The organism is Flavobacterium sp. AC267 (assembly GCF_979258715.1).
In genome coordinates this window covers 4,500,393-4,519,610 of the sequence record NZ_OZ409875.1, presented here as the reverse complement: position 1 = coordinate 4,519,610, position 19,218 = coordinate 4,500,393, and the positions used below count along the sequence as shown (strand labels likewise).

At 34.0% G+C, this 19,218-nt stretch carries 20 protein-coding genes and 1 pseudogene; 11 read left to right on the top strand and 10 right to left on the bottom strand.

What is annotated here, in order from left to right:
* The first annotated feature begins 3 nt into the window (after nucleotides 1-3).
* From ACZZ95_RS23925 to ACZZ95_RS23890, 8 genes are all read left to right on the top strand, one after another.
* Nucleotides 4-1,206 carry a TonB-dependent receptor domain-containing protein gene (locus ACZZ95_RS23925; RefSeq protein WP_463470996.1) on the top strand — a complete coding sequence of 401 codons (1,203 nt, stop codon included), beginning with the start codon at nucleotides 4-6 and terminating at the stop codon, nucleotides 1,204-1,206.
* Nucleotides 1,207-1,234: 28 nt separating this feature from the next.
* A complete protein-coding gene (locus tag ACZZ95_RS23920; protein WP_463470995.1) occupies nucleotides 1,235-2,746 on the top strand; it encodes a RagB/SusD family nutrient uptake outer membrane protein in 1,512 nt (503 codons plus the stop codon).
* A 402-nt stretch (nucleotides 2,747-3,148) separates the two neighbouring features.
* Nucleotides 3,149-4,009: a glycoside hydrolase family 71/99-like protein gene (locus ACZZ95_RS23915; protein ID WP_463470994.1), complete on the top strand. Its 861-nt coding sequence runs from the start codon at nucleotides 3,149-3,151 to the stop codon at nucleotides 4,007-4,009.
* Complete coding sequence (locus ACZZ95_RS23910) at nucleotides 3,960-4,334, top strand: hypothetical protein (RefSeq protein WP_463470993.1); 375 nt, start codon at nucleotides 3,960-3,962, stop codon at nucleotides 4,332-4,334. The genes ACZZ95_RS23915 and ACZZ95_RS23910 overlap by 50 nt, the downstream gene beginning before the upstream one ends.
* 24 nt (nucleotides 4,335-4,358) lie before the next feature.
* Entirely contained in the window at nucleotides 4,359-5,510 is a 1,152-nt protein-coding gene (locus ACZZ95_RS23905; RefSeq protein ID WP_463470992.1) for a glycoside hydrolase family 97 N-terminal domain-containing protein, read from the top strand.
* On the top strand, nucleotides 5,437-5,679 hold the full coding sequence (locus ACZZ95_RS23900) for a glycoside hydrolase family 97 catalytic domain-containing protein (protein WP_463471762.1): 243 nt from the start codon (nucleotides 5,437-5,439) through the stop codon (nucleotides 5,677-5,679). The genes ACZZ95_RS23905 and ACZZ95_RS23900 overlap by 74 nt, the downstream gene beginning before the upstream one ends.
* Nucleotides 5,648-6,262, top strand: coding sequence for a glycoside hydrolase family 97 catalytic domain-containing protein (locus ACZZ95_RS23895; protein WP_463470991.1), 615 nt, complete (start codon nucleotides 5,648-5,650; stop codon nucleotides 6,260-6,262). Before ACZZ95_RS23900 ends, ACZZ95_RS23895 begins: the two co-directional genes overlap by 32 nt.
* A complete protein-coding gene (locus tag ACZZ95_RS23890; RefSeq protein WP_463471761.1) occupies nucleotides 6,204-6,380 on the top strand; it encodes a glycoside hydrolase family 97 C-terminal domain-containing protein in 177 nt (58 codons plus the stop codon). Before ACZZ95_RS23895 ends, ACZZ95_RS23890 begins: the two co-directional genes overlap by 59 nt.
* 407 nt (nucleotides 6,381-6,787) lie before the next feature.
* Here ACZZ95_RS23890 and ACZZ95_RS23885 read toward each other — a convergent pair whose 3' ends face one another.
* The 3 genes from ACZZ95_RS23885 to ACZZ95_RS23875 all read right to left on the bottom strand — a co-directional run bounded on the left by ACZZ95_RS23885 (nucleotide 6,788) and on the right by ACZZ95_RS23875 (nucleotide 9,302).
* A complete protein-coding gene (locus tag ACZZ95_RS23885) occupies nucleotides 6,788-7,702 on the bottom strand; it encodes a hypothetical protein (RefSeq protein ID WP_463470990.1) in 915 nt (304 codons plus the stop codon).
* 373 nt (nucleotides 7,703-8,075) lie between these two features.
* Entirely contained in the window at nucleotides 8,076-8,510 is a 435-nt protein-coding gene (locus ACZZ95_RS23880) for a DUF6526 family protein (protein ID WP_463470989.1), read from the bottom strand.
* A gap of 429 nt (nucleotides 8,511-8,939) precedes the next feature.
* On the bottom strand, nucleotides 8,940-9,302 hold the full coding sequence (locus ACZZ95_RS23875) for a DNA-deoxyinosine glycosylase (protein ID WP_463470988.1): 363 nt from the start codon (nucleotides 9,300-9,302) through the stop codon (nucleotides 8,940-8,942).
* Nucleotides 9,303-9,494: 192 nt separating this feature from the next.
* Between ACZZ95_RS23875 and ACZZ95_RS23870 the strand changes: the two genes are divergently transcribed.
* From ACZZ95_RS23870 to ACZZ95_RS23860, 3 genes are all read left to right on the top strand, one after another.
* Nucleotides 9,495-10,487 (top strand): helix-turn-helix domain-containing protein, encoded by a 993-nt coding sequence (locus ACZZ95_RS23870; RefSeq protein ID WP_463470987.1) that lies wholly within the window; start codon nucleotides 9,495-9,497, stop codon nucleotides 10,485-10,487.
* Nucleotides 10,488-10,852: 365 nt separating this feature from the next.
* On the top strand, nucleotides 10,853-11,305 hold the full coding sequence (locus tag ACZZ95_RS23865; protein WP_463470986.1) for a MarR family winged helix-turn-helix transcriptional regulator: 453 nt from the start codon (nucleotides 10,853-10,855) through the stop codon (nucleotides 11,303-11,305).
* Complete coding sequence (locus tag ACZZ95_RS23860) at nucleotides 11,262-11,804, top strand: GNAT family N-acetyltransferase (RefSeq protein WP_463470985.1); 543 nt, start codon at nucleotides 11,262-11,264, stop codon at nucleotides 11,802-11,804. The genes ACZZ95_RS23865 and ACZZ95_RS23860 overlap by 44 nt, the downstream gene beginning before the upstream one ends.
* Before the next feature lie 114 nt (nucleotides 11,805-11,918).
* On the opposite strand, the gene ACZZ95_RS23855 is transcribed toward ACZZ95_RS23860, so the two are convergent.
* The 7 genes and pseudogenes from ACZZ95_RS23855 to ACZZ95_RS23825 all read right to left on the bottom strand — a co-directional run bounded on the left by ACZZ95_RS23855 (nucleotide 11,919) and on the right by ACZZ95_RS23825 (nucleotide 18,999).
* The gene (locus tag ACZZ95_RS23855; RefSeq protein WP_463470984.1) at nucleotides 11,919-13,094 is read right to left on the bottom strand and encodes an NAD(P)/FAD-dependent oxidoreductase; all 1,176 of its coding nucleotides are present in this window, start codon (nucleotides 13,092-13,094) and stop codon (nucleotides 11,919-11,921) included.
* Entirely contained in the window at nucleotides 13,091-13,639 is a 549-nt protein-coding gene (locus ACZZ95_RS23850) for a low affinity iron permease family protein (RefSeq protein WP_463470983.1), read from the bottom strand. Before ACZZ95_RS23850 ends, ACZZ95_RS23855 begins: the two co-directional genes overlap by 4 nt.
* 1,905 nt (nucleotides 13,640-15,544) lie before the next feature.
* Nucleotides 15,545-16,462 carry an AsmA family protein gene (locus ACZZ95_RS23845; protein WP_463470982.1) on the bottom strand — a complete coding sequence of 306 codons (918 nt, stop codon included), beginning with the start codon at nucleotides 16,460-16,462 and terminating at the stop codon, nucleotides 15,545-15,547.
* A 142-nt stretch (nucleotides 16,463-16,604) separates the two neighbouring features.
* Nucleotides 16,605-16,859, bottom strand: a complete 255-nt coding sequence (locus tag ACZZ95_RS23840; RefSeq protein WP_463470981.1) for a hypothetical protein — start codon at nucleotides 16,857-16,859, stop codon at nucleotides 16,605-16,607.
* Nucleotides 16,759-17,436, bottom strand: a complete 678-nt coding sequence (locus tag ACZZ95_RS23835; RefSeq protein ID WP_463470980.1) for an MlaD family protein — start codon at nucleotides 17,434-17,436, stop codon at nucleotides 16,759-16,761. The genes ACZZ95_RS23840 and ACZZ95_RS23835 overlap by 101 nt, the downstream gene beginning before the upstream one ends.
* A 22-nt stretch (nucleotides 17,437-17,458) precedes the next feature.
* Nucleotides 17,459-18,237 (bottom strand): annotated as a pseudogene (locus ACZZ95_RS23830) (ABC transporter ATP-binding protein).
* A gap of 3 nt (nucleotides 18,238-18,240) precedes the next feature.
* Nucleotides 18,241-18,999, bottom strand: coding sequence for an MlaE family ABC transporter permease (locus tag ACZZ95_RS23825; protein ID WP_463470979.1), 759 nt, complete (start codon nucleotides 18,997-18,999; stop codon nucleotides 18,241-18,243).
* Between the last annotated feature and the right edge of the window lie 219 nt (nucleotides 19,000-19,218).

Below are 19,218 nucleotides of genomic sequence, written 5' to 3'. Positions count from 1 at the left end.
TTTATGGAATCGTCAAAAGGTTGGTTAGACAACTTAAAAGTAAGAGTGGGTTACGGAGTTACAGGAAATCAAGACGGAATTGGCGAATACAAATCGCTTTCTATTCTTGGAGTTGGAAACGACAGTTACTACGATCCAATTACTAAAACGTGGAGTTTGGCCTATTCGCCAAAACAAAATCCAAACCCTGATTTAAAATGGGAATCAACAGAGCAGATAAACGTTGGTTTTGATTTCGGACTTTTTAATAGGATTACTGGTTCATTTGAGTGGTATTCTAAAACAACAAAAGATTTATTATATACGTATGAAGTGCCTCAGCCTCCATATTTGGTTGGAACAATGCTGGCTAACGTAGGCGAAATGTCGAATAAAGGAGTTGAATTAACTCTAAATGCAAATATCGTTAAAGGAGATAAATTTACTTGGGATGCTAATTTGACGCTTGGGCATAATGTTCAGAAAATCGAAAAACTTTCAAATCCAACTTATAAAACAGATGTTATCTACAGCGGTTCTTTACACGGTTTAGCGGGTATGTCTGGACAATATTCTCAAATTATTGCAGAAGGATATCCAGTTGGAACTTTCTGGGGATTCAAAAATGCTGGTTTAGATGCTGATGGAAAAATACAGTATTACAATGCGGCAAATGAAGTAGTTGCAGAAAGTGCTTTAGTTGATGCTGATAAAAGAGATTTAGGAAATATTCAGCCAGACCTTACTTTAGGTATTGGGATGAATTTTACTTATGGAAATTTTGATCTTGGAATTTCAGGATACGGAATGTTTGGTCAAAAAGCATTGAATGCAACCAACATGATGTTAAACGATCCAAACAGATTACCAGCTTTTAACGTGCCCGATGATTTCTTAAACAGTGGTATTACTTCGGCGCCAAAGTATTCTGATTATTGGATTGAAGATGCTTCATTCTTTAGACTTCAAACTTTATCACTTGGTTATACTCTGCCATTAAAATACAAAAAATCTAAAGTTAGATTCTATGTAATGGGAGAAAACCTGTTTGTAATTACAGGCTACAAAGGTGTAGATCCAGAGATTGGTTTAAATGCTCAGGACGGAATAAATCAAACTGGAGTTGTAGACCAAACGGGATTAGCGACTCCTGGAATTGACAGATACAATAATTATCCTCGACCAACGACAATTTCTGTTGGATTAAATTTTACGCTGAATAACTAAGCGAATTGATAACCATAAAATATTAAAAATGAAAATCAAAATAACAGCGGCGATACTTTTAAGCATGCTTTTTACGGTGTCATGTACTGATTTGGACGAACAGTTATATGATCAGGTAGAAGATGGGAATTTTGGAAATACAACTAAAGAAATTGATGCGCTGGTTGGAGGAGCTTATTCTTCGTTAAGAGGATTCTCTGATGCAATATCAAATAATTTCCCAACTTGTGAATATGTCTTCTTTTTGAATGAAGTAGTTTCAGACGAAGCCACAATTCCAACAAGAGGAACCAACTGGTACGACGGCGGGCAATATCAAGATGCACAAAAACATACTTGGAAAGCAGATAATAGAATGATTCTTTCGGCTTGGCGTTACAATTATACTGGAATTGCTAAGATCAACGCGATCATTTATCAAATCAATAAATCGTCTTTGACAGAAAAAGCAAAAGAACCCATTTTTGCAGAATTAAAGGCTTTGAGAGCATATTACTACTACAATCTTTTGGATTTATTTGGAAATGTGCCCATCGTAACCAATTTTGAAGATACAGATCTTCCAAGCAATTCAACAAGAAAAGAAGTTTATGATTTTGTTGAAAAAGAGCTTACAGATGCAATTCCGTTTTTAAATGGAAATGTGGTGTATTCTAAATTAACTAAAAACGTGGCGTATTCTATTTTAGCAAGATTGTATTTGAATTCTGAAGCATTTATTGGCACAGCGCGCTGGCAGGATTGTTTAGAGGCATGTCAAAAAGTTACGGGATATACTTTAACACCAGATTTCTTTACCAATTTTGCCACAGAAAATCAAACCTCAAGCGAGATTATTTTTGCTGTTCCTTACGATTCAAAAGCGGGAACTGTTGGAAACTACATGAATTCAATGTCTGCACATTACAATCAAAAATTAGCTATTTCTCCAATAGGAAATTACCCTTGGAGCGCTAACGGAATGTGTGCACAGCCAGGAGTATATTCAGCTTTTGCAGACACAGATAAAAGAAAAAAATGTATGCTTGCGGGAGATCAAATCAATCTTGCAACAGGTTCTGTAATTATGATGGACAATGGAGAGCCATTAACTTACACAGAAAACTTAACAAGTTTGGGAGATGCCAAAGAAAATGAAGGAGTTCGTCTCGCGAAATACGAAATGAAAGCGGGAGAACAATGGGAACGCGATCATGATTTTGTTTTAATTCGCTACTCAGAAATCTTAATGATGCAGGCAGAATGTTACGTGCGTTTAGGTTCGCCAGATTTAGCAAGACCGTTTTTACAGCAGGTGACAGCCAGAGCAGGAGAAGAAATGCCGGCAACTATAGATCTTGCTTTTATAGACCAAGAACTGCTTAAAGAATTTACATTCGAAGGAAGAAGAAGAACAGATAATATCCGTTTTGGAACATTCTTCCTGCCATGGTGGGAAAAAGGAACAACTGAAAAATACAGAGCAATTTTCCCAATTCCAAGCACTGTTTTAACTACAAATAAAAACCTAAAACAAAATCCTGGATATCCTTTGAATTAGGTTTTAAACTGTCAGTCTTCCATGTTGGTTAGTCGTGGAAGGCTGATATGTTTATATGAATTTACTAAAGTTTTTTTATACACTAATAATAGTAAAGTTCCAGAGGAGCTGAATGTTTATGGGATAGTTAAGAATTATGATTAAAACTCCGTTGGAGTGACATTTGGGCGACAACAAAATTTGACCCCGCTGGGGTTCTTTTTGACATTATGTATGAATGTTTTCTATAAATATTTTGTCTCGCTGGGTCTATTGTATAAATCTTCAAATGGTCTTACAGCGAGAGTTATTAGAAGTGGAAAAACTTGCAAATAAGAGTTCTAAATAAATAATACAAATCAGTATGAAAAGATATATCACAGCGATGGTTTTTGGTTTAATGAATATTGTGATGGTTGCCGGATGCGCGGCGATGACAAAGGTTCAGATAAACCAGTAGAACCAGAAGTAGTAAAACCTGTTGCGATTGAGAAAACCAACAGTACCAAAATTTATATGCATTATATGCCGTGGTTTGAAACTAATGAAAGCAGTGCCGATAAAAAATGGGGTTATCATTGGACAATGGCAAACAAAAATCCGAACAATGTAGGAACAAACGGCCGAAGAGAAATAGCATCTTATTATTATCCGCTGATTGGACCTTATCACTCAGGCGATAAAAATGTGATTGAAAATCATTTATTATTAATGAAATATTCAGGAATTGATGGAATCCTGATCGACTGGTATGGCACCTATGATGTAAACGATTATAGAATGGTCAAAGAAAATACCGAGCAGTTAATTGAAATGCTGGGCAAAGTAGGTTTAGAATATGCAATTGTATACGAAGACCGATTTTTAACGAATGTTGTAAATGCAGGAAAAGCAATTTCGGCGACAAGTGCAGCAAAAACAGATTTAGCTTATGTACAAAATAATTATTTTACTGATGCTAATTATATTAAAATTAATGGAAAACCTCTGTTAATGAATTTCGGTCCAATTGTTTTGCAGACTCCTGCAGAATGGACAAACGTATTGAATACCTTAACTACAAAACCAACATTCCTGACACTTTGGGATCATTCTGTAAAAGCAGGGGAGAACGCGACTGGAGAGTACGCATGGGTGTATAAAGACAATAGTTTCCTGACTAATTTTTATACGAATACCAAACCAAAATTAGGAGTTGCGATGGGAAGTGCTTATCCTGGCTTTAAAGATTTTTATGCCGAAGGCGGAGGCGGAGGCGGCAATTGGCTGGACAATAGAGCATAATAACGGAGCGACATTGGATGCAACACTTTCATTAGCAAAAAATGCAAATGTAGATTACCTGCGACTTATTACTTGGAATGATTTCGGAGAGGGAACAATGTTCGAACCAACAGTTGAATTTGGATATTCTTATGTAGAAAAAATAAAAGCATTTGCCGGAGTAACAAACTCAGAAAATGTTTTTACAGAAATCAGCAAATTGTATGATTTACGCGTACAGAAAAAAGGAAATGTAGAAGCCCAGAAAAAACTCGATCAAGCGTTCAATTATTTTGTTTCCATGCAGTCAGCAAAAGCAAAACAAATATTGAGCGAAATTAAATAGAGCTGTAATTAATACAATTAAATAATGAAAAACAAAACATATAGATACTGCCTCATGGCACTGGCATCAATGCTGATTTTTGCCTGCAGTACTAAAAAAACGTATAAAATCAGTTCTCCTGAAAAAATTTCTGAATTAACTTTTGAATTAACACCATCAGGACAGCCTCAATATAGTTTTTCGTCTAACGGAAAATCGGTTATTGAACCTTCTCTGCTGGGATTCGAATTTCAAGGCCTGCCAAAAATGACTGAAGGTTTTGAAGTAGTTTCAACAGAAGAAAAATCGGCAGACGAAACTTGGGAACAGCCTTGGGGCGAATTCAAAAAAGTCAGGGATCATTATAACGAACTAATTGTTCATCTAAAAGAAACAAAAGGTGAGGAGCGTTTGGTTGATATTATCTTTAGAGTTTTTGATGATGGTTTGGGTTTTCGTTATGAATTTCCGAAACAGCCTAATCTAGGAAAAGTCAAAATTTCTAATGAAATAACGCAATTTACTTTCAAGGATAATAATGAAGTTTGGTGGATTCCAGTTCACCGTGAAAATAGCTATTACGAAAGTGAATACAGCAAAACATTAATGAGTAAGACCGATACTATTAATACTCCTGCAACTTTTGAAACAAAAGATAAATTGTATGTAGCTATTCACGAAGCCAATTTAACCGATTTTGCCTCAATGACACTTTTAAAAACTACAGACAAACAATACAAAAGTGATTTAGTACCGTGGGCAGATGGCGTAAAAGTTTATGCAGAAACGCCTTTTAAAACGCCTTGGAGAACCATTGTTGTCGGTAAGAATCCTGGAGAAGTGGCGGCTTCAACTATTATGCTGAATTTAAATGAACCATCAAAAATTGAAGATCTTTCTTGGATTACGCCTTCAAAATATATTGGAATCTGGTGGGGAATGCATTTAGAAAAATACACTTGGGGACAAGGAGCCAAACATGGTGCAACAACCAAAAACACAAAAGAGTACATCGATTTTGCGGCGAAAAATGGTTTTGATGGAGTTCTAGTTGAAGGCTGGAATGAAGGTTGGGATGGCGATTGGACGGCAGATGGTTCTGCATTTAGTTTTGTAAAAGCATATCCAGATTTTAATTTGGAAGAAATCACAAAATATCTCTGCTATAAAAAATGTTCGTTTAATTGGACATCATGAAACGGCTGGAGCAACCAAAAACTACGAAAGTCAGTTAGAAGATGCTTTTAAACTGTATCAAAAAATGGGCGTGAATTCAGTTAAAACGGGTTATGTTAATAAATATTTAGATAAAAAAGAATGGCACGACAGCCAGTATGGAGCGCGTCATTACAGAAAAAGTAATTGAAACAGTTGCTAAATATCATATTATGATTGATAACCACGAACCGATGAAAGGAACGGGTTTACAGCGTACCTATCCCAACTTTATGTCGCAGGAAGGCGGAAGAGGGCAGGAATACAATGCGTGGTCTGTAGATGGAGGAAATACACCAGAGCATTTAACAACGCTTCCTTTTACCAGAATGCTTTCTGGACCTTTTGATTACACGCCTGGGAATTTTAATTTTGATTATAAAACGCCTTCTGGGGCAAAAGTACAGACTACATTAGCAAATCAATTGGCATTATATGTAATTATTTTTAGTCCGCCGCAAATGGCTTCCGATTTACCAGAAAATTATGAAGGTAAACCAGAATTTCAATTTGTAAAAGATGTTCCATGCACTTGGTCTGATACCAAATTTTTAGATTCTAAAATTGGTGAATATACTACAATTGCCCGTAAAGACTGGGACGAGAAAAACTGGTATTTGGGTTCCATTACAAATAGAAGTGCCAGGGATTTAAAAGTGACGTTATCGTTTTTAGATAAAGATAAAGAATACGAAGCGAGCAATTTACGCAGACGGAGCTGGAGCAAATTATAAGACCAATCCGTATCCAGTTACAATCTCTAAACAAAAAGTAAACAACAAAACCATATTAAATATCAAGTTGGCGGCTGGGGGAGGAACAGCAATAAAATTTTCTCCAATCGAGAAATAAATTAGTTGAGTTTTATTTTGAGTTAATTAAGTTTAAGTATGGCAGTAAACCCGATAGCAGAGCAGTTATCGGGTTTGTTTTTTTGTTTCAAGTTTCAGGTTTCAGGTTTCAAGTTTTTTGTCTTTGTGGATAGTTTTATCGCAAAGTGCGCAAAGATTTTTTTATCCACTAGGTTTTATAAAAACGCAAAGTTCGCAAAGCTTTGTGTAAAAAATTAATCTCGCAAAGTCGCAAAATCGCTAAGAATATAAAACTTTGCGACTTTGCGACTTTGCGAGATTATTCCATCAAGCTCAAAAAACTTAGCGAACTTTGCGTAATTCCTAGCGCTCTTTGCGGTAAAAATAGTTTTCAGTTCTAAAAAAACTCAGAACCTTAGCCTCTCAGTATCTTAGCACCTTTAAAAATTAATTTTTATAAAGTTTCACATGATTTCCAAAACTATAAGTTGCAGTTAAAGTCGGACCATTATAACCCCATTTAAAGAAACCATTTAGTCTTTCTTTTTCCATGTCAACTCTTATATTTAATCCCGTATATCCAGCTGTCAGACTAAAATTTTCGTAAACATTATATAAAACAGATAAATTATAGCTCAATAATCTTCCATCAAAATCATCGATTTTAATCGCAAAATAGTTAAAGTTAGCATATAAGCCGACTTTTCTGCCCAATACAAATTCTCCCCAAATTCCGACATCCGGTAGAGGCGCAGTAAAATTAAAATTATCTTTATATTCTGCTTCAATTGTTGCTCCCTCTAATCTCATTCCGATATCTCCAAATAAAACATGCGCCCCAATAAGAGCACCAATTTCGTATTTTGGTTTTGATATAAAGGCATAACCGTAGGTAATTCTTCCAATGTGATTATCCATAAAAGCCGAAACTGTGGCATTGACAGGATAAACGTGATCCCTAAATTCAATTTCTCTCTGAAGTGTTTTGGTAGAACTTCTGCTTAAATAATAATACTCTGCTCCAAGTCTTGACCTTCTTGAGATTCTCCATTCAAAAGTTCCAAAGAAGGAAACGGAACTTTTATTAAATCCGAGATCGTTCTCAAAATCAATTAGATTTCCAAAGTTTCCATTATTGCTTCCAACTTCAACCTCAGTATTATTTACAGGAAAAAAAGCACCCGCAGTTACCTTGAACCGTCTCGCATGCCACGGAAGATCGTCGGCATAACTGTCTTGCAAATCTTCATTTTCAGTTTTAAAAGATGCTGTACTTTCGGTTGAAATATTTTCTGCAGTTGTTTGAGCTTTTAACGGAATCCAAAAGAGCGTCAGTACCAAAAAAACAAATAATTTTTTCATCAGATTAGTTTTTTAAATTTTGGTTAGGAAATATTTAACAATAAAGTTAGTAAAAATAATCGTTCATTTTTATTTTTTGTGTTCTGATTATCAATAAAATACTCAGTTGAGGTTCAGAGGTTCAAAGGTTCTGAGGTTCAAAGGTTCTGAGGTTCTGAGGTTCAAAGGTTGAAAGGTTCATAGGTTGGGAGGTTCAGATATTCAGATATTCAGAGGTTCAAAGGTTTCAGATATTCAGAGGTTCACAGGTTGAGAGGTTCAAAGGTTCAAAGGCTTTATCGACTTATGAAATAAAAAAAGACGCAATTATTTGCGTCTTTAAAAACCTTTGTCCCTTTGAACCTCTGAACCTTTGCCCCTAAACTTAAAATTCCTAAACTCTATGATAATCTGCTTTCCAGTGTACGATTGCTTTTTTGATGGCGTCTCCACTTAAATTGTTTTTTAAAACATCATCTACAAGCTGAATTAGTTCAGTGTCTGGTGCGAATCTTAAGGCAAATATTTGATCGTCTGTAAGTTTGTATTCAAAATCTTCAAATCTTTTTCCTGTTAAAGAGAAATAACGATAGCGCATTTCTAAACGTACAATTCTATTTTGAAGCGTAAGTGCATAATGCTGGCGCGACATAAAAGCCAAAGCAAATAAAAATATAAAAACAACGCTTATAAATCCCCAGATTAAATGTTCGTCTGTCGTTACAGCAAGATAAATGCTGGCGATTAAAAATAATATTAAAATAGGATAATATATAAAATGGTGCGGTGTGTAAAATCGTATATGATTGTAATAGGTCTGAATTTTCATGTTTTTTCGTTTTAAGTATCGTATAAAAACAAAGTCGCTCTATAAAATTATAGAGCGACTTTTTCCCAAAAATAAACTAACATAACCAATGTTCTCTTTATAATCTAAACTCGTTAAAGTTTGTTAAGTAATTTTAATAAGAAGAAAGCCTTTCCTTTTCGTTAATCAAATTTTCAACAGGGCTTATTTTTCTTTGTTTTCTACGATGTAAAATTACTTTTAGAGCGACTATAATTTGTTATATTTTAAAAGGAAAAAGTTACATGATTCCAATATTTGCTATTTAATTCTATAAAATTCATGCCTTATAATAAGGTCTGAATGATATTCCATTCTTCCAGTTTGTTTTTAAAATCCTTGCTGGCATTGGCTGGACTAGTCGATGGAAGCGTCATTTTTTTATAATCCTTTTCTAAGTGAACATATTTTTTAAAAAATGTCTGCGACTTTCTGTCCATTAAAAAATATGTATTCTATTTGAGGATGACTTTCTAGAAACTTTTCAAAATCATTTGCAATTTCATTTTTAATGGCGCTGTCTAAACTCCCAACACGATCGCAAAATTGTAAGACATCCCAAAGAGCAATATTGTTTTTAAGGAGTAATTTTTTTCTGGTTTCATAATCCTGTGAAAATTCTTCTCCTAATATAGTGAACATAAATTTCCAAAAGTTGTTTTGATTATGACCGTAATATTGATTGAGTTCTAATGATTTTGTTCCAGGCATTGTGCCTAAAATCAGTATTTTAGAATCTTTAGAACTAACTGGTGCAAAGGAGAAGCTTTTCATATTTTAATAGCGTGATTTTTTTGTATTTGTTAAAATAATCATTTATAAGGAATTATAAAACAAAACGATAAAATTATATAACATTTTTGGTTTGTGTTTAGACGAACTTTGAATTTCAGATTTGTAGAGCATGCAGTACCTGAACCTCTTTTAAATCTGAATAGCAAATTATAGAATTTAAATCCAGTCACCATGAAAATTGTTACTATAAATACAGAAAAAACTCAAAATATATTTGATGAACTTCATACTAACTTTGGTGGAAAAGTGACTTTTGACTTAGACGAGTATACACTTGAAGTAGAAAATAGTTTTGCAGAAGGTTCGATTATCGGCGCTTCTTTCAATGATAATATTTCATATGTTCAATTTGATATGACATTTTCAAGTGATGTCAGATTGGATATTTTAAATGTAAAATCGTCACCTATATATTTTGCGTATTGTTCTAAAGGAAGTTTCTCACACAGTTTTGGACTAAACGGCGAAGAAAGAAAATTAAAAACTTTTCAAACTGCAATTGTTACTTCAAAACAAAATCAGGATAATGTTTTATTTTTTGAAAAAGGAAAGAAAACAAAACTGACTTTAATTATAGTGGGCACTCAAGTTGATGCCAAATCGCAATTGCATTCTTTAAACCAAAGAGTAAAAGATACTTTTTTTGAAAACAATCTTGTTCAGGATTTCTTTTATATCGGTTCTTATAATTTACAAATTGCAGAAAAAATTGAACAGCTTAATTCAATTACCCAAACCGGAATTGTTCGCAATTTATTGAAAGAGGGAATTATGAGAATTATTCTGGCAATGGAAATTCAACAGCATTCAGACGATTTACATGCTTTTGCAAACGAATCAAGCGGATTGACTTTAAGAGAAATGGAAGAAATTAAAGAACTTTCAGAATTTATTAAAGCAAGCCCAGAAGAAGCTTTTTCTATTAAATCTCTAAGTAAAAAATCTGGTTTATCTCCAAACAAACTTCAGGAAGGTTTTAAAATGATCCATAATCGTACGGTCAACGACTATATTACGCATATGAGAGTTTTAAAAGCTGAAATTTTAATTCGAACATCAGATCTAAATATTTCAGAAATAGTGTATTGCATCGGTTTTACCAGCAGAAGTTATTTCTCTAAAATTTTCAAACAAAAATTCAACTGCGGACCCAAAAGAGTATAAGTTTAACTTGAATTCGCTGGCAATTACTGCGTAGTTGCAAAGGTTCAAAGGCTCAAAGTTGCAAAGGTTTTAAATTGCGAATATAATACTCCTTTGAACGTGAAATTATAAATAAATAATGTCGCTAGCTTATAAGCAAGATATATACACAAAAGCGCTAAGATTCTAAACGTCTAGTTTTTAGATTTCACTAAAAAACCTGGCATTTAGAATCTTAGCTTTTTAAGCTCCAATATTTAATTAAAAGTCAAAGTGTTCAAACTTTGTACCTATGACCCTTTGTAGCTTTGAACCTAAAAAAATCTTTTTGTAAAGATTTTTTTTATACATTTGCATAACTAGTTATATAATTAATTATTGTTACTATGGAATTTTTTAATAAAGTTGGCAAAGTGGCTTTAGGCGACCGTTTACGTTTAATGACGGCAAGTTTTACAGACGATGCTTCAAAGATTTATGAATTATATGGAGTCGATTTTAATCCGAAATGGTTTCCCGTGTTTTATACCATTGCAGAAGAGAGAGAACTGACGATTACAGAAATTGCAAATGAAATTGGTCATTCTCAGCCGTCCGTAAGTAAAATTATTCAGGAAATGATTGGAGCTGGAATACTGGAGGAAAGTGTAAAAACAGACGATAAACGCAAAAACAATGTTGTTTTAACCGATAAAGGTATTTTGATTTCGAAGAAACTCAAACAACAATTATTAGATATTGATGTAGCTGTTGAAGGTTTAATTGCTGAAGCCAAACACAATCTTTGGGCGACCATTGAAGAATGGGAATTTTTATTGCGACGAAAAGTCTTTATTTAAAAGAGTAAGCGACCAAAAGAAAATTCGCGAAAGTAAAGATGTTGAAATCGTGGAATATAAACCCGAATATAAAGAAGCATTTAAGTCCTTGAATGTTGAGTGGATTTCGACGTATTTCGAAATGGAAGATGCTGATTATAAAGCACTGGATAACCCCGAGAGTTATATTTTGGATAAAGGAGGAAAAATTTTAGTGGCTTTACATCAAAATGAACCAGTTGGCGTCTGTGCTCTTATAAAAATGCAAAACAGCGAATATGATTTTGAAATGGCTAAAATGGCAGTTTCACCAAAAGTACAGGGCAAAAATATTGGCTGGCTTTTAGGAAAAGCAATTGTAAATAAAGCTAAAGATCTTGGGGCGAAAAAGATATACTTAGAAAGCAACACTATCTTAAAACCTGCAATAAACTTGTATTATAAATTAGGTTTTGAGAAAGTTTTTGGAATTTCAACACCGTATAAGCGATGTAATATACAGATGGAGTTGGTTCTTTAAAAGAGTTTCAAAGGTGCAGAGGCTCAGAGGTGCAAAGATTTAAACCTTTGTCACTTTGCACCTCTGAACCTTTGTACCTATAGAAAGAAAATCATCTCCCAAACCTATAATACTCTAAATCTGTGTTTTTTTTGCCAGCAGAGAATCCAGAATAGAATTCATTCCGATCACGCTGAAAGTGATTCCATTTCCTCCGAAACCTAAAATATAATGTTCGTTTTTTCTCGGATTTGGTTTTCCGAAATAGGGAAGCCCGTCTTTAGTTTCTCCAAAAGTTCCTGCCCACGAATAATCAATTTTAAAATCAAGATCTGGAAATCTTTTGGAAAAATGTTTTAAGAGATACTCTTCTTTTTTTGGAATTAATTTATCACGTTTCGTAGTATCTTTAAAATCTTCGTCGCCGCCACCCATAATGATGCGGTTGTCTTCGGTAGTTCTAATGTAATGATAAGGTGAAGCCGTATCCCAAAATATAGCATGTTTAAAACTCTCAGGAAGATCAGGCTGACTTTCAGAAGCAATAACATAAGTGCTTTTTAGGTCAACAACTTTTTCTGTTAAAGTTTCTGTACTTTCATAACCAGTGCAATGTATAATATGCGAGGCAGTTATAGTATGTTTTGAGTCGGTTACAGCGATTATTTTACCTTTTTGATGCTGTATGGAACTTACATTTGTTCGATCGAATATCTGCATGCCTTTTTCATGACAATGAAATAATAAATCACTTGCAAGTTTAAAAGGATCCATTACTGCAGCAGTTTTAGATTCTATGGTCGCAATGGCTTTTAAACCCATTTTTTGCAGATCAGTTCTATTGAGCCAGCTTATTTCAAAACCGTGCTGTTTACGAACTTTAAATTCATTCTTTAAATAAGGAACATCTTTTTTTAAGGTTGTAAAATGAATGCTTTTTTTAAACTCAAAATCACAATCACTTCCTACGGTGTCAATAATGTTGCGAAGTTCAAAAATGGCTTTTTTACCATTTTGATAACTTTCGACGGCACATTTTATTCCACGTAGTTTAATAAGCTGGTGAAGCGGCACATCAATTTCATATTGCAATAATGCTGTACTGCCAGATGTACTGCCGCCACAAACATCGCGACGGTCTATGAGAACTATTTTTTTTCCTTCGTTGATTAGTTTATAAGCCATCAACGCTCCAGTAATGCCTCCGCCAATAATCAAGATATCAGTAGTGGTATCTGAATCGATTGAAGGATAACTTTGCTTCATGGCATTTTTTATCGGCCAGTATGTTTCTGCAGAGCTTAATTTCATTTTTTGGTTGTGTTTTTAGAGTTGTTTTTGGGAGTATTTTTTGCAGTGTCCTTAGAAGCAGTTTTGCTTGTTTTTGTGGATACTGGTTTATCGTTCTTTTTCTGTTTCCGATTGTGAAGTTCATGTGCTTCGGCAATAGAATGCGAAGTTCTGATACTTTGTTCTTTTTTAGCCAGTTCACTTAATCGGTGGTAATATTTTTGAATGATAATCATTTCTTCCTCCGTCATACTTTCTATATCAACAAGACTATTGCTGGATGATTCACTAGAAGCAACGAGTTCATTTAGTTTAAGCTGAATGGCAAGCGAATCTTTATTCTGTGCTTTCTGAATCAAGAAAACCATCAAAAATGTAATAATGGTTGTTCCGGTATTAATTACCAGTCGCCAGGTTTCAGAATAATTGAAAATAGGACCAGAAACTGCCCATGCAATAACAATAATAAATGCTCCAATAAAAGCAGTCGTGCTTCCCGTCGCTTTGGAAACTTTGGTCGCAAACTTTTCGAATGCACTGCTTTTATTTTGAGATTTAGATTCCATTACGATTTTGTTTTGGATTTGCTTACTTTTTCTTTTCGAACGACTTTGTTATTTTTTTCGTCATAAACCGCAGGATTAATTTCCTGACCCGTTTTACTAAATATTTTAATTTTTGGAGCGTCATGTGTTCCTGTTATCACAATTGGAAAACCAATAAGTCCGAAAAGGGGAAGACCCAGGCGCATTCTAAGATCCAAAAGTCCGTCAAAGCTTGTAGTTCCTTTAACTGTAGGTTTAAAACCAGCCACAGTAAAGGTAAATGGCTCAATATTTATAAGATTTTTATCTATTGTAGATTTGACTTCAATTCCTTTCATATCAGGATTGTTCAAACCATTTTGTCCTGTTTTAGAACTTATTCCGTCAAACAATTTTAGTCCTTGAATTTTTACGTCTCGTAAATTCAGCGTACCGCCTCCTTGAAGAGATGCATAAATTGGACTCATATTTCCATCCAGATCACCTTTTATTTTATAGTCAACAGAAATTATTCCGTGAGCTTTTTCGGTCGCAGTAACCATATCATGGAACATCGGAATTTCTTTGTAAGCTCTTTGTACATCAAAATCTTTGGCACGGAAATGAGCATCAAAATGTGCGGCTGTAGGAGATTCATCCTTGTACGAAGCATCAACCCCTAAAATGCAGTCAATGATATTAAAGGTAGCATTTTCTAAATAAAATCCACCTTTTGTAATACCAGTTTTTCCGCTAAGTTTGTTAAATTTCAATCCGTTGTATTCTACTTTATCGGCATTTGCATTTAAACTCACATTCAAATTTTTCGGAATCATAACCACACCGCTCATTTTCGGATGATCTTCTTTGGCATATTCTACTTCCGTTTTTCGATCTTTATTTTCTCCACTTTCTAGTGCCATAAATTCGTCAACATTGATCAATTTTGATTTCAGGTTGAAATTACCGCTCAAAGTGCCGTTCGATTCTAAAAAGTAATTTATAGTATTTAAAAGATAACCGTTAATGTCAAAATCAGATTTTCCGTAAGAAGCATTAAATTTCTCAAACCACATTTTTTCATTTTGGAAACGGAAATTTCCTTGTTTGATAAAAAAGGCTTTAGGGAATAATTCAGAAGTCGCTTTTATGTTTTTTAAAATTAAAGTTCCTCTATTGTCTAACTTATCATATTGTCCGTTTGTAGCGTAACTTTGTTTTCCTTTCAAAGAAAGATCCGCTTTTGCATAACCAGTTAAATCAAGGCCTTTTTGAGAGAAAACCTGATAGATTCTGCCCACATTTAATTCGCCTTTTATTTTTGCATTGTATGCCAAATCACTAAAATCTGATAATGTTGCGTTTACATAAACCGGATTTCCTTCAAAAACAAAAGAGGCAGGGGCAAGGGCAACAATCAAATCCTGATATGTTCCTGCTTTATTCAGCATATTGGCAATAAAAGTGATATTGGTAATTGGATTTGGATAATATTCGGTTTTAAGCCAGCCGTTTCGTAATGAAATACCGCCTTTTGTTTTTGGAAACAATTTTTTTGAAGTACTAAATTTACCTCGTGCCTGAATATCGGTTTTCAAAATTCCTTTTAAATCAAAACTGCTTAAACCTAAAGCGGCATCGACAACAGCTAGATCCAAAGCGCCTTTTACGCTGGCATTGATATCCATTTCGCTTAAACCTTTACTATGCAGATAGGCATTGAAATAATCTTTTTCGCCCACTTTAAATTTCAATGTTCTCAGGTTGACCAATAATTGCTCTGTATCCAGTGACGGAAGCATCGCATTCAAATCCATTTGGAAATCGGTCAATGGAACGGGTGCGTCTTGATAATTTACAGAACCTTCATTGATTTTTAAATTGAAAGCTAAATTTGGTTTCTGTTTTTTCTGAACATTGTAATCTCCTTTAAAAGTTAGGAGCAAGTCACTTTTTCCTGAGATTTCTGTTTTTTCCAGCCAGGTTAAATATTCTGGTGGCATAACAGAAAGTAAATCTTTTACAGTTGTATTTTCTGAAGTCAGCCTTGATATTAATTTTATAACCATCTCTTAAAATGGTAAACAGCCCTGAGAATTTCAAAGGAAGTTTATTGATTCGTAATTCATTTTTTTGAAGAATAAAAGAAAGGGCGTTTGTATTGATTCTGGTAATTAAATCGGCTCTCACTTCTTTTTTTCTTATGTAACCCGTTCTGTCGTAAAAGAAATCAAGTTCGTCAATTTTGGCATCTGTTGCAAGATCAAAAATATCTTCGCTTAAATTTCCTTTTCCAACATAATTAAAGCCTTTTGCATCAACCAAAATCTTCGCCGAACGATCATTATATTTTACGTGACAGTTTTTTAAATCAATTCTTTCTAATCGAATTGCTGTTCCTTCTTCTGGTGCGTTTGGATCTTTTTTCTCGTCTCTGTTTTCTGGAGCTATGTATATATTATAATTGGCTTGACCTTTTTCGTTAACCATTACATTGATCAAAGCATCAGAAACATACAGTTTGTTGATTTTTACTTCGTTATCAAAAAGCAGTCGTTTGAGGTTGATTCCAAAGGCAACTTCATCGGCTTTTAATAAAGTATCATTGCTAAATGGTTTTGAACCAGTCAGCGATAAATCGTCTAGTGAAACTGTAAGCGAAGGGAAATGCGTAAAAAAAGAAAGCTTAGATTTTGTAAAGTCCAGTTTGGTATCTAAACGTTCGTTCGCAATTTTCTTTACTTCCGAAGCAATTTTTCCAGGAAATAGCGACGGAATTATAAATAGCAAAAACAAAATAACCGAAATCGTAATTCCGGTAATTTTTAAGGCTTTTATGGCGGTATGTTTAAATGAAGCAGGCATATACTGTAAGTTTTTGCTGTCTAAAAAACAGCAGTTAAATTTAGTAGTAAAAAGAGTTTCAAATTATAATGATGTGTTATAAGTTATTATTGATAGTAATAAGTTATGAATTACAGAAATTTTAGAATTTGGAATTTGGAATTTACTTTTTCTTCTCTTCCGCTTTTTTAGCATCTTCCTGTTTTTGTTTTTCCTCTTTTTCTTTTTGCTCTTGTAATTCTTTTTCCTTTTTCTCTTTTTCTTTTTGAGCTTTCTCTTGTTGTTCTTCTTTTTTCTCTTTTATTTCTTCTTGTTTTTTAACTTTTTCTTTCTCTTTTTTCTTGTAATACCCTCTTAAAAGGAAATTGCTTTTCGCAGACTTCCATATTATCACTAAAACCTTTTGTTCCAGATTCAAGGTTAGAAAGCGTATTCGAAACACTGTTGGCCATTTTATCATCTTTAACCAATCTGGCTAGAGCACCGTTTCCATTGTTCATACTATGACTAAAAATGGCTATCTCGTCTGAAATCACACCAATATTGTCAACGCTTTTCTTAACGCTTTTCATAATATCATGCATTTCAATTCCGTCCACAGAAGCAAGCTGACCATTATCTTCAACAATTTTTTGGGATTTTGCACCAGGAGAAATAGTCAAAACTTTATCACCCATTAATCCGTCAGAACCAATGCTTGCCGTAGCGTCTGTTTTAATGAATTTTCGAACATCTTCTTTCATTACTAAAACAACGATTACTGTTGAGTCATTTTTTAATTGAATCTGTTCTACAGTTCCCACATTAATTCCTGAAAAACGAACGTTATTTCCAACCTCCAAACCACTTACAGTTTTAAACTGAGAAGTTATATGAAAGGTAGAACCAAATAAGTTTTTCTGTTTTCCGATAAAATATATGGCCATTACAAAAAGCAGTAAACCTATTGTTACAAACATTCCTAATTTCCAAGTATATCCCGATTGCTTTTCCATGATTTCTATTGTTTATTTTGCTTTATTCAAAAAATGAGCGTACCCATTCGTCTTCGTCTTTTTCTAATTCTTCGTATGTTCCTTCGGCGTGAATTACACCTTCTTTCAAAACAATAATTCGATCGGCAGTTAGTTTTGCGCAGGCCATATCGTGTGTTATAATAATTGCAGATGTTTTTTGTTTGTGTTTAATATCCAAAATCAATTCACTAATTTCTCTTGATGTTATCGTATCCAAACCTGTTGTAGGTTCGTCGTATAAAATAATTTCAGGCTTTAAAATTAAAGTTCTTGCCAAGCCGATTCTTTTTTCATACCACCCGAAAGTTCAGAAGGCATTTTGTCAACCGCATCGGCTAAACCAACATTTTCAAGAGCTTCCATTACTTCACTGTCTATTTCTTCTGCACTTAAATCACGTTTGTGTTTGGTCAGTGTAAAAGCCAGATTTTCTCTAACCGACATCGAATCGTAAAGAGCGCCGCTTTGAAATAAGAAACCAATTCTTACTCTAATGGCATTCAGTTCATTTTTAGGAATATTAAGAACGTTTTCATCAAATACTTTAATTTCGCCTTTATCGGGTTCAATTAAACCAACGATGCATTTTATAGTAACAGATTTTCCTGATCCTGATCGTCCTAAAACCACTAAATCTTCTCCTTTATTTAAGGTTAGATTTACGCCTTTTAAGACTTTATTATCTTTACCAAAAGTTTTGTGCAGATCTTTAATCTCAATAATTGGTTTTAGATCTTTTTCTTTTGTTTTAGGTTCTTTATGTAGTTTTTCTTTGGTCATATTTTAAAAGAATAAATCGGTTATTTGAACGGCAACCATATCAATTATAAAAATGCTTAATGATGCTGTTACAACTGCAGAATTCGTCGCCTGACCCACACTTTCTGTTCCATTTGATGCATTAAAACCCTTAAAACATCCAATCATTCCGATAAAAAATCCGAAGAAAAATGTTTTGATTGTGGCAGGAAACACGTCTAAAAATTCTAATGATTGAATAATTTGAGTCAGATATCTGTAAAAATTCACGTCTCCATGAATATTAATTCCCACATATCCGCCTACAATTCCAATTGCATCGGCAAAAAATACTAAAAGCGGCACCATTAAAGTACAAGCCAAAACTCTCGTTACAACCAAATAATTATACGGATTCACCGCTGATACTTCCATAGCATCAATTTGTTCGGTCACTTTCATAGATCCTAATTCGGCTCCAATTCCAGATGAAATTTTCCCCGCACAGATCAAAGCCGTAATTACTGGAGCAATTTCTCTAATTAAGGAAAGAGCAACCATTCCCGGCGACCAGCTTTCGGCTCCAAATTTTACCAGAGTTGGTCTGGATTGAAGTGTAAGTACCAAACCCATAATAAAACCCGTAATCATTACCAAAGGCAGTGATTTATAACCGATAACATAGCATTGCTTTAAAAACTCTTTGGTCTCATAAGGCGGAATAAATACCTCCTTAAAAAACTTCTTGGCGAAAACTGTAGTTTCTCCGATTTCGGTAAACGTATTTTTTAGGTTGAGAATCAAAATGTTTTTGTTTTATGTGAATGATATAAAATGAAAATCAATTATTTAACAGTTTTCACAACTGATTAAATTATAGATGAAAGTTAGCTCAATACTTGTTAAAATATTTTACAGAACTTTTTTCCCTGCTTATATAATTTTCATCCTCTCACAATAATTAAAACAAAAGAACGTTGCGATTTATGCAAACAAAAAATCCCTTTCATTAAGAAAGGGATT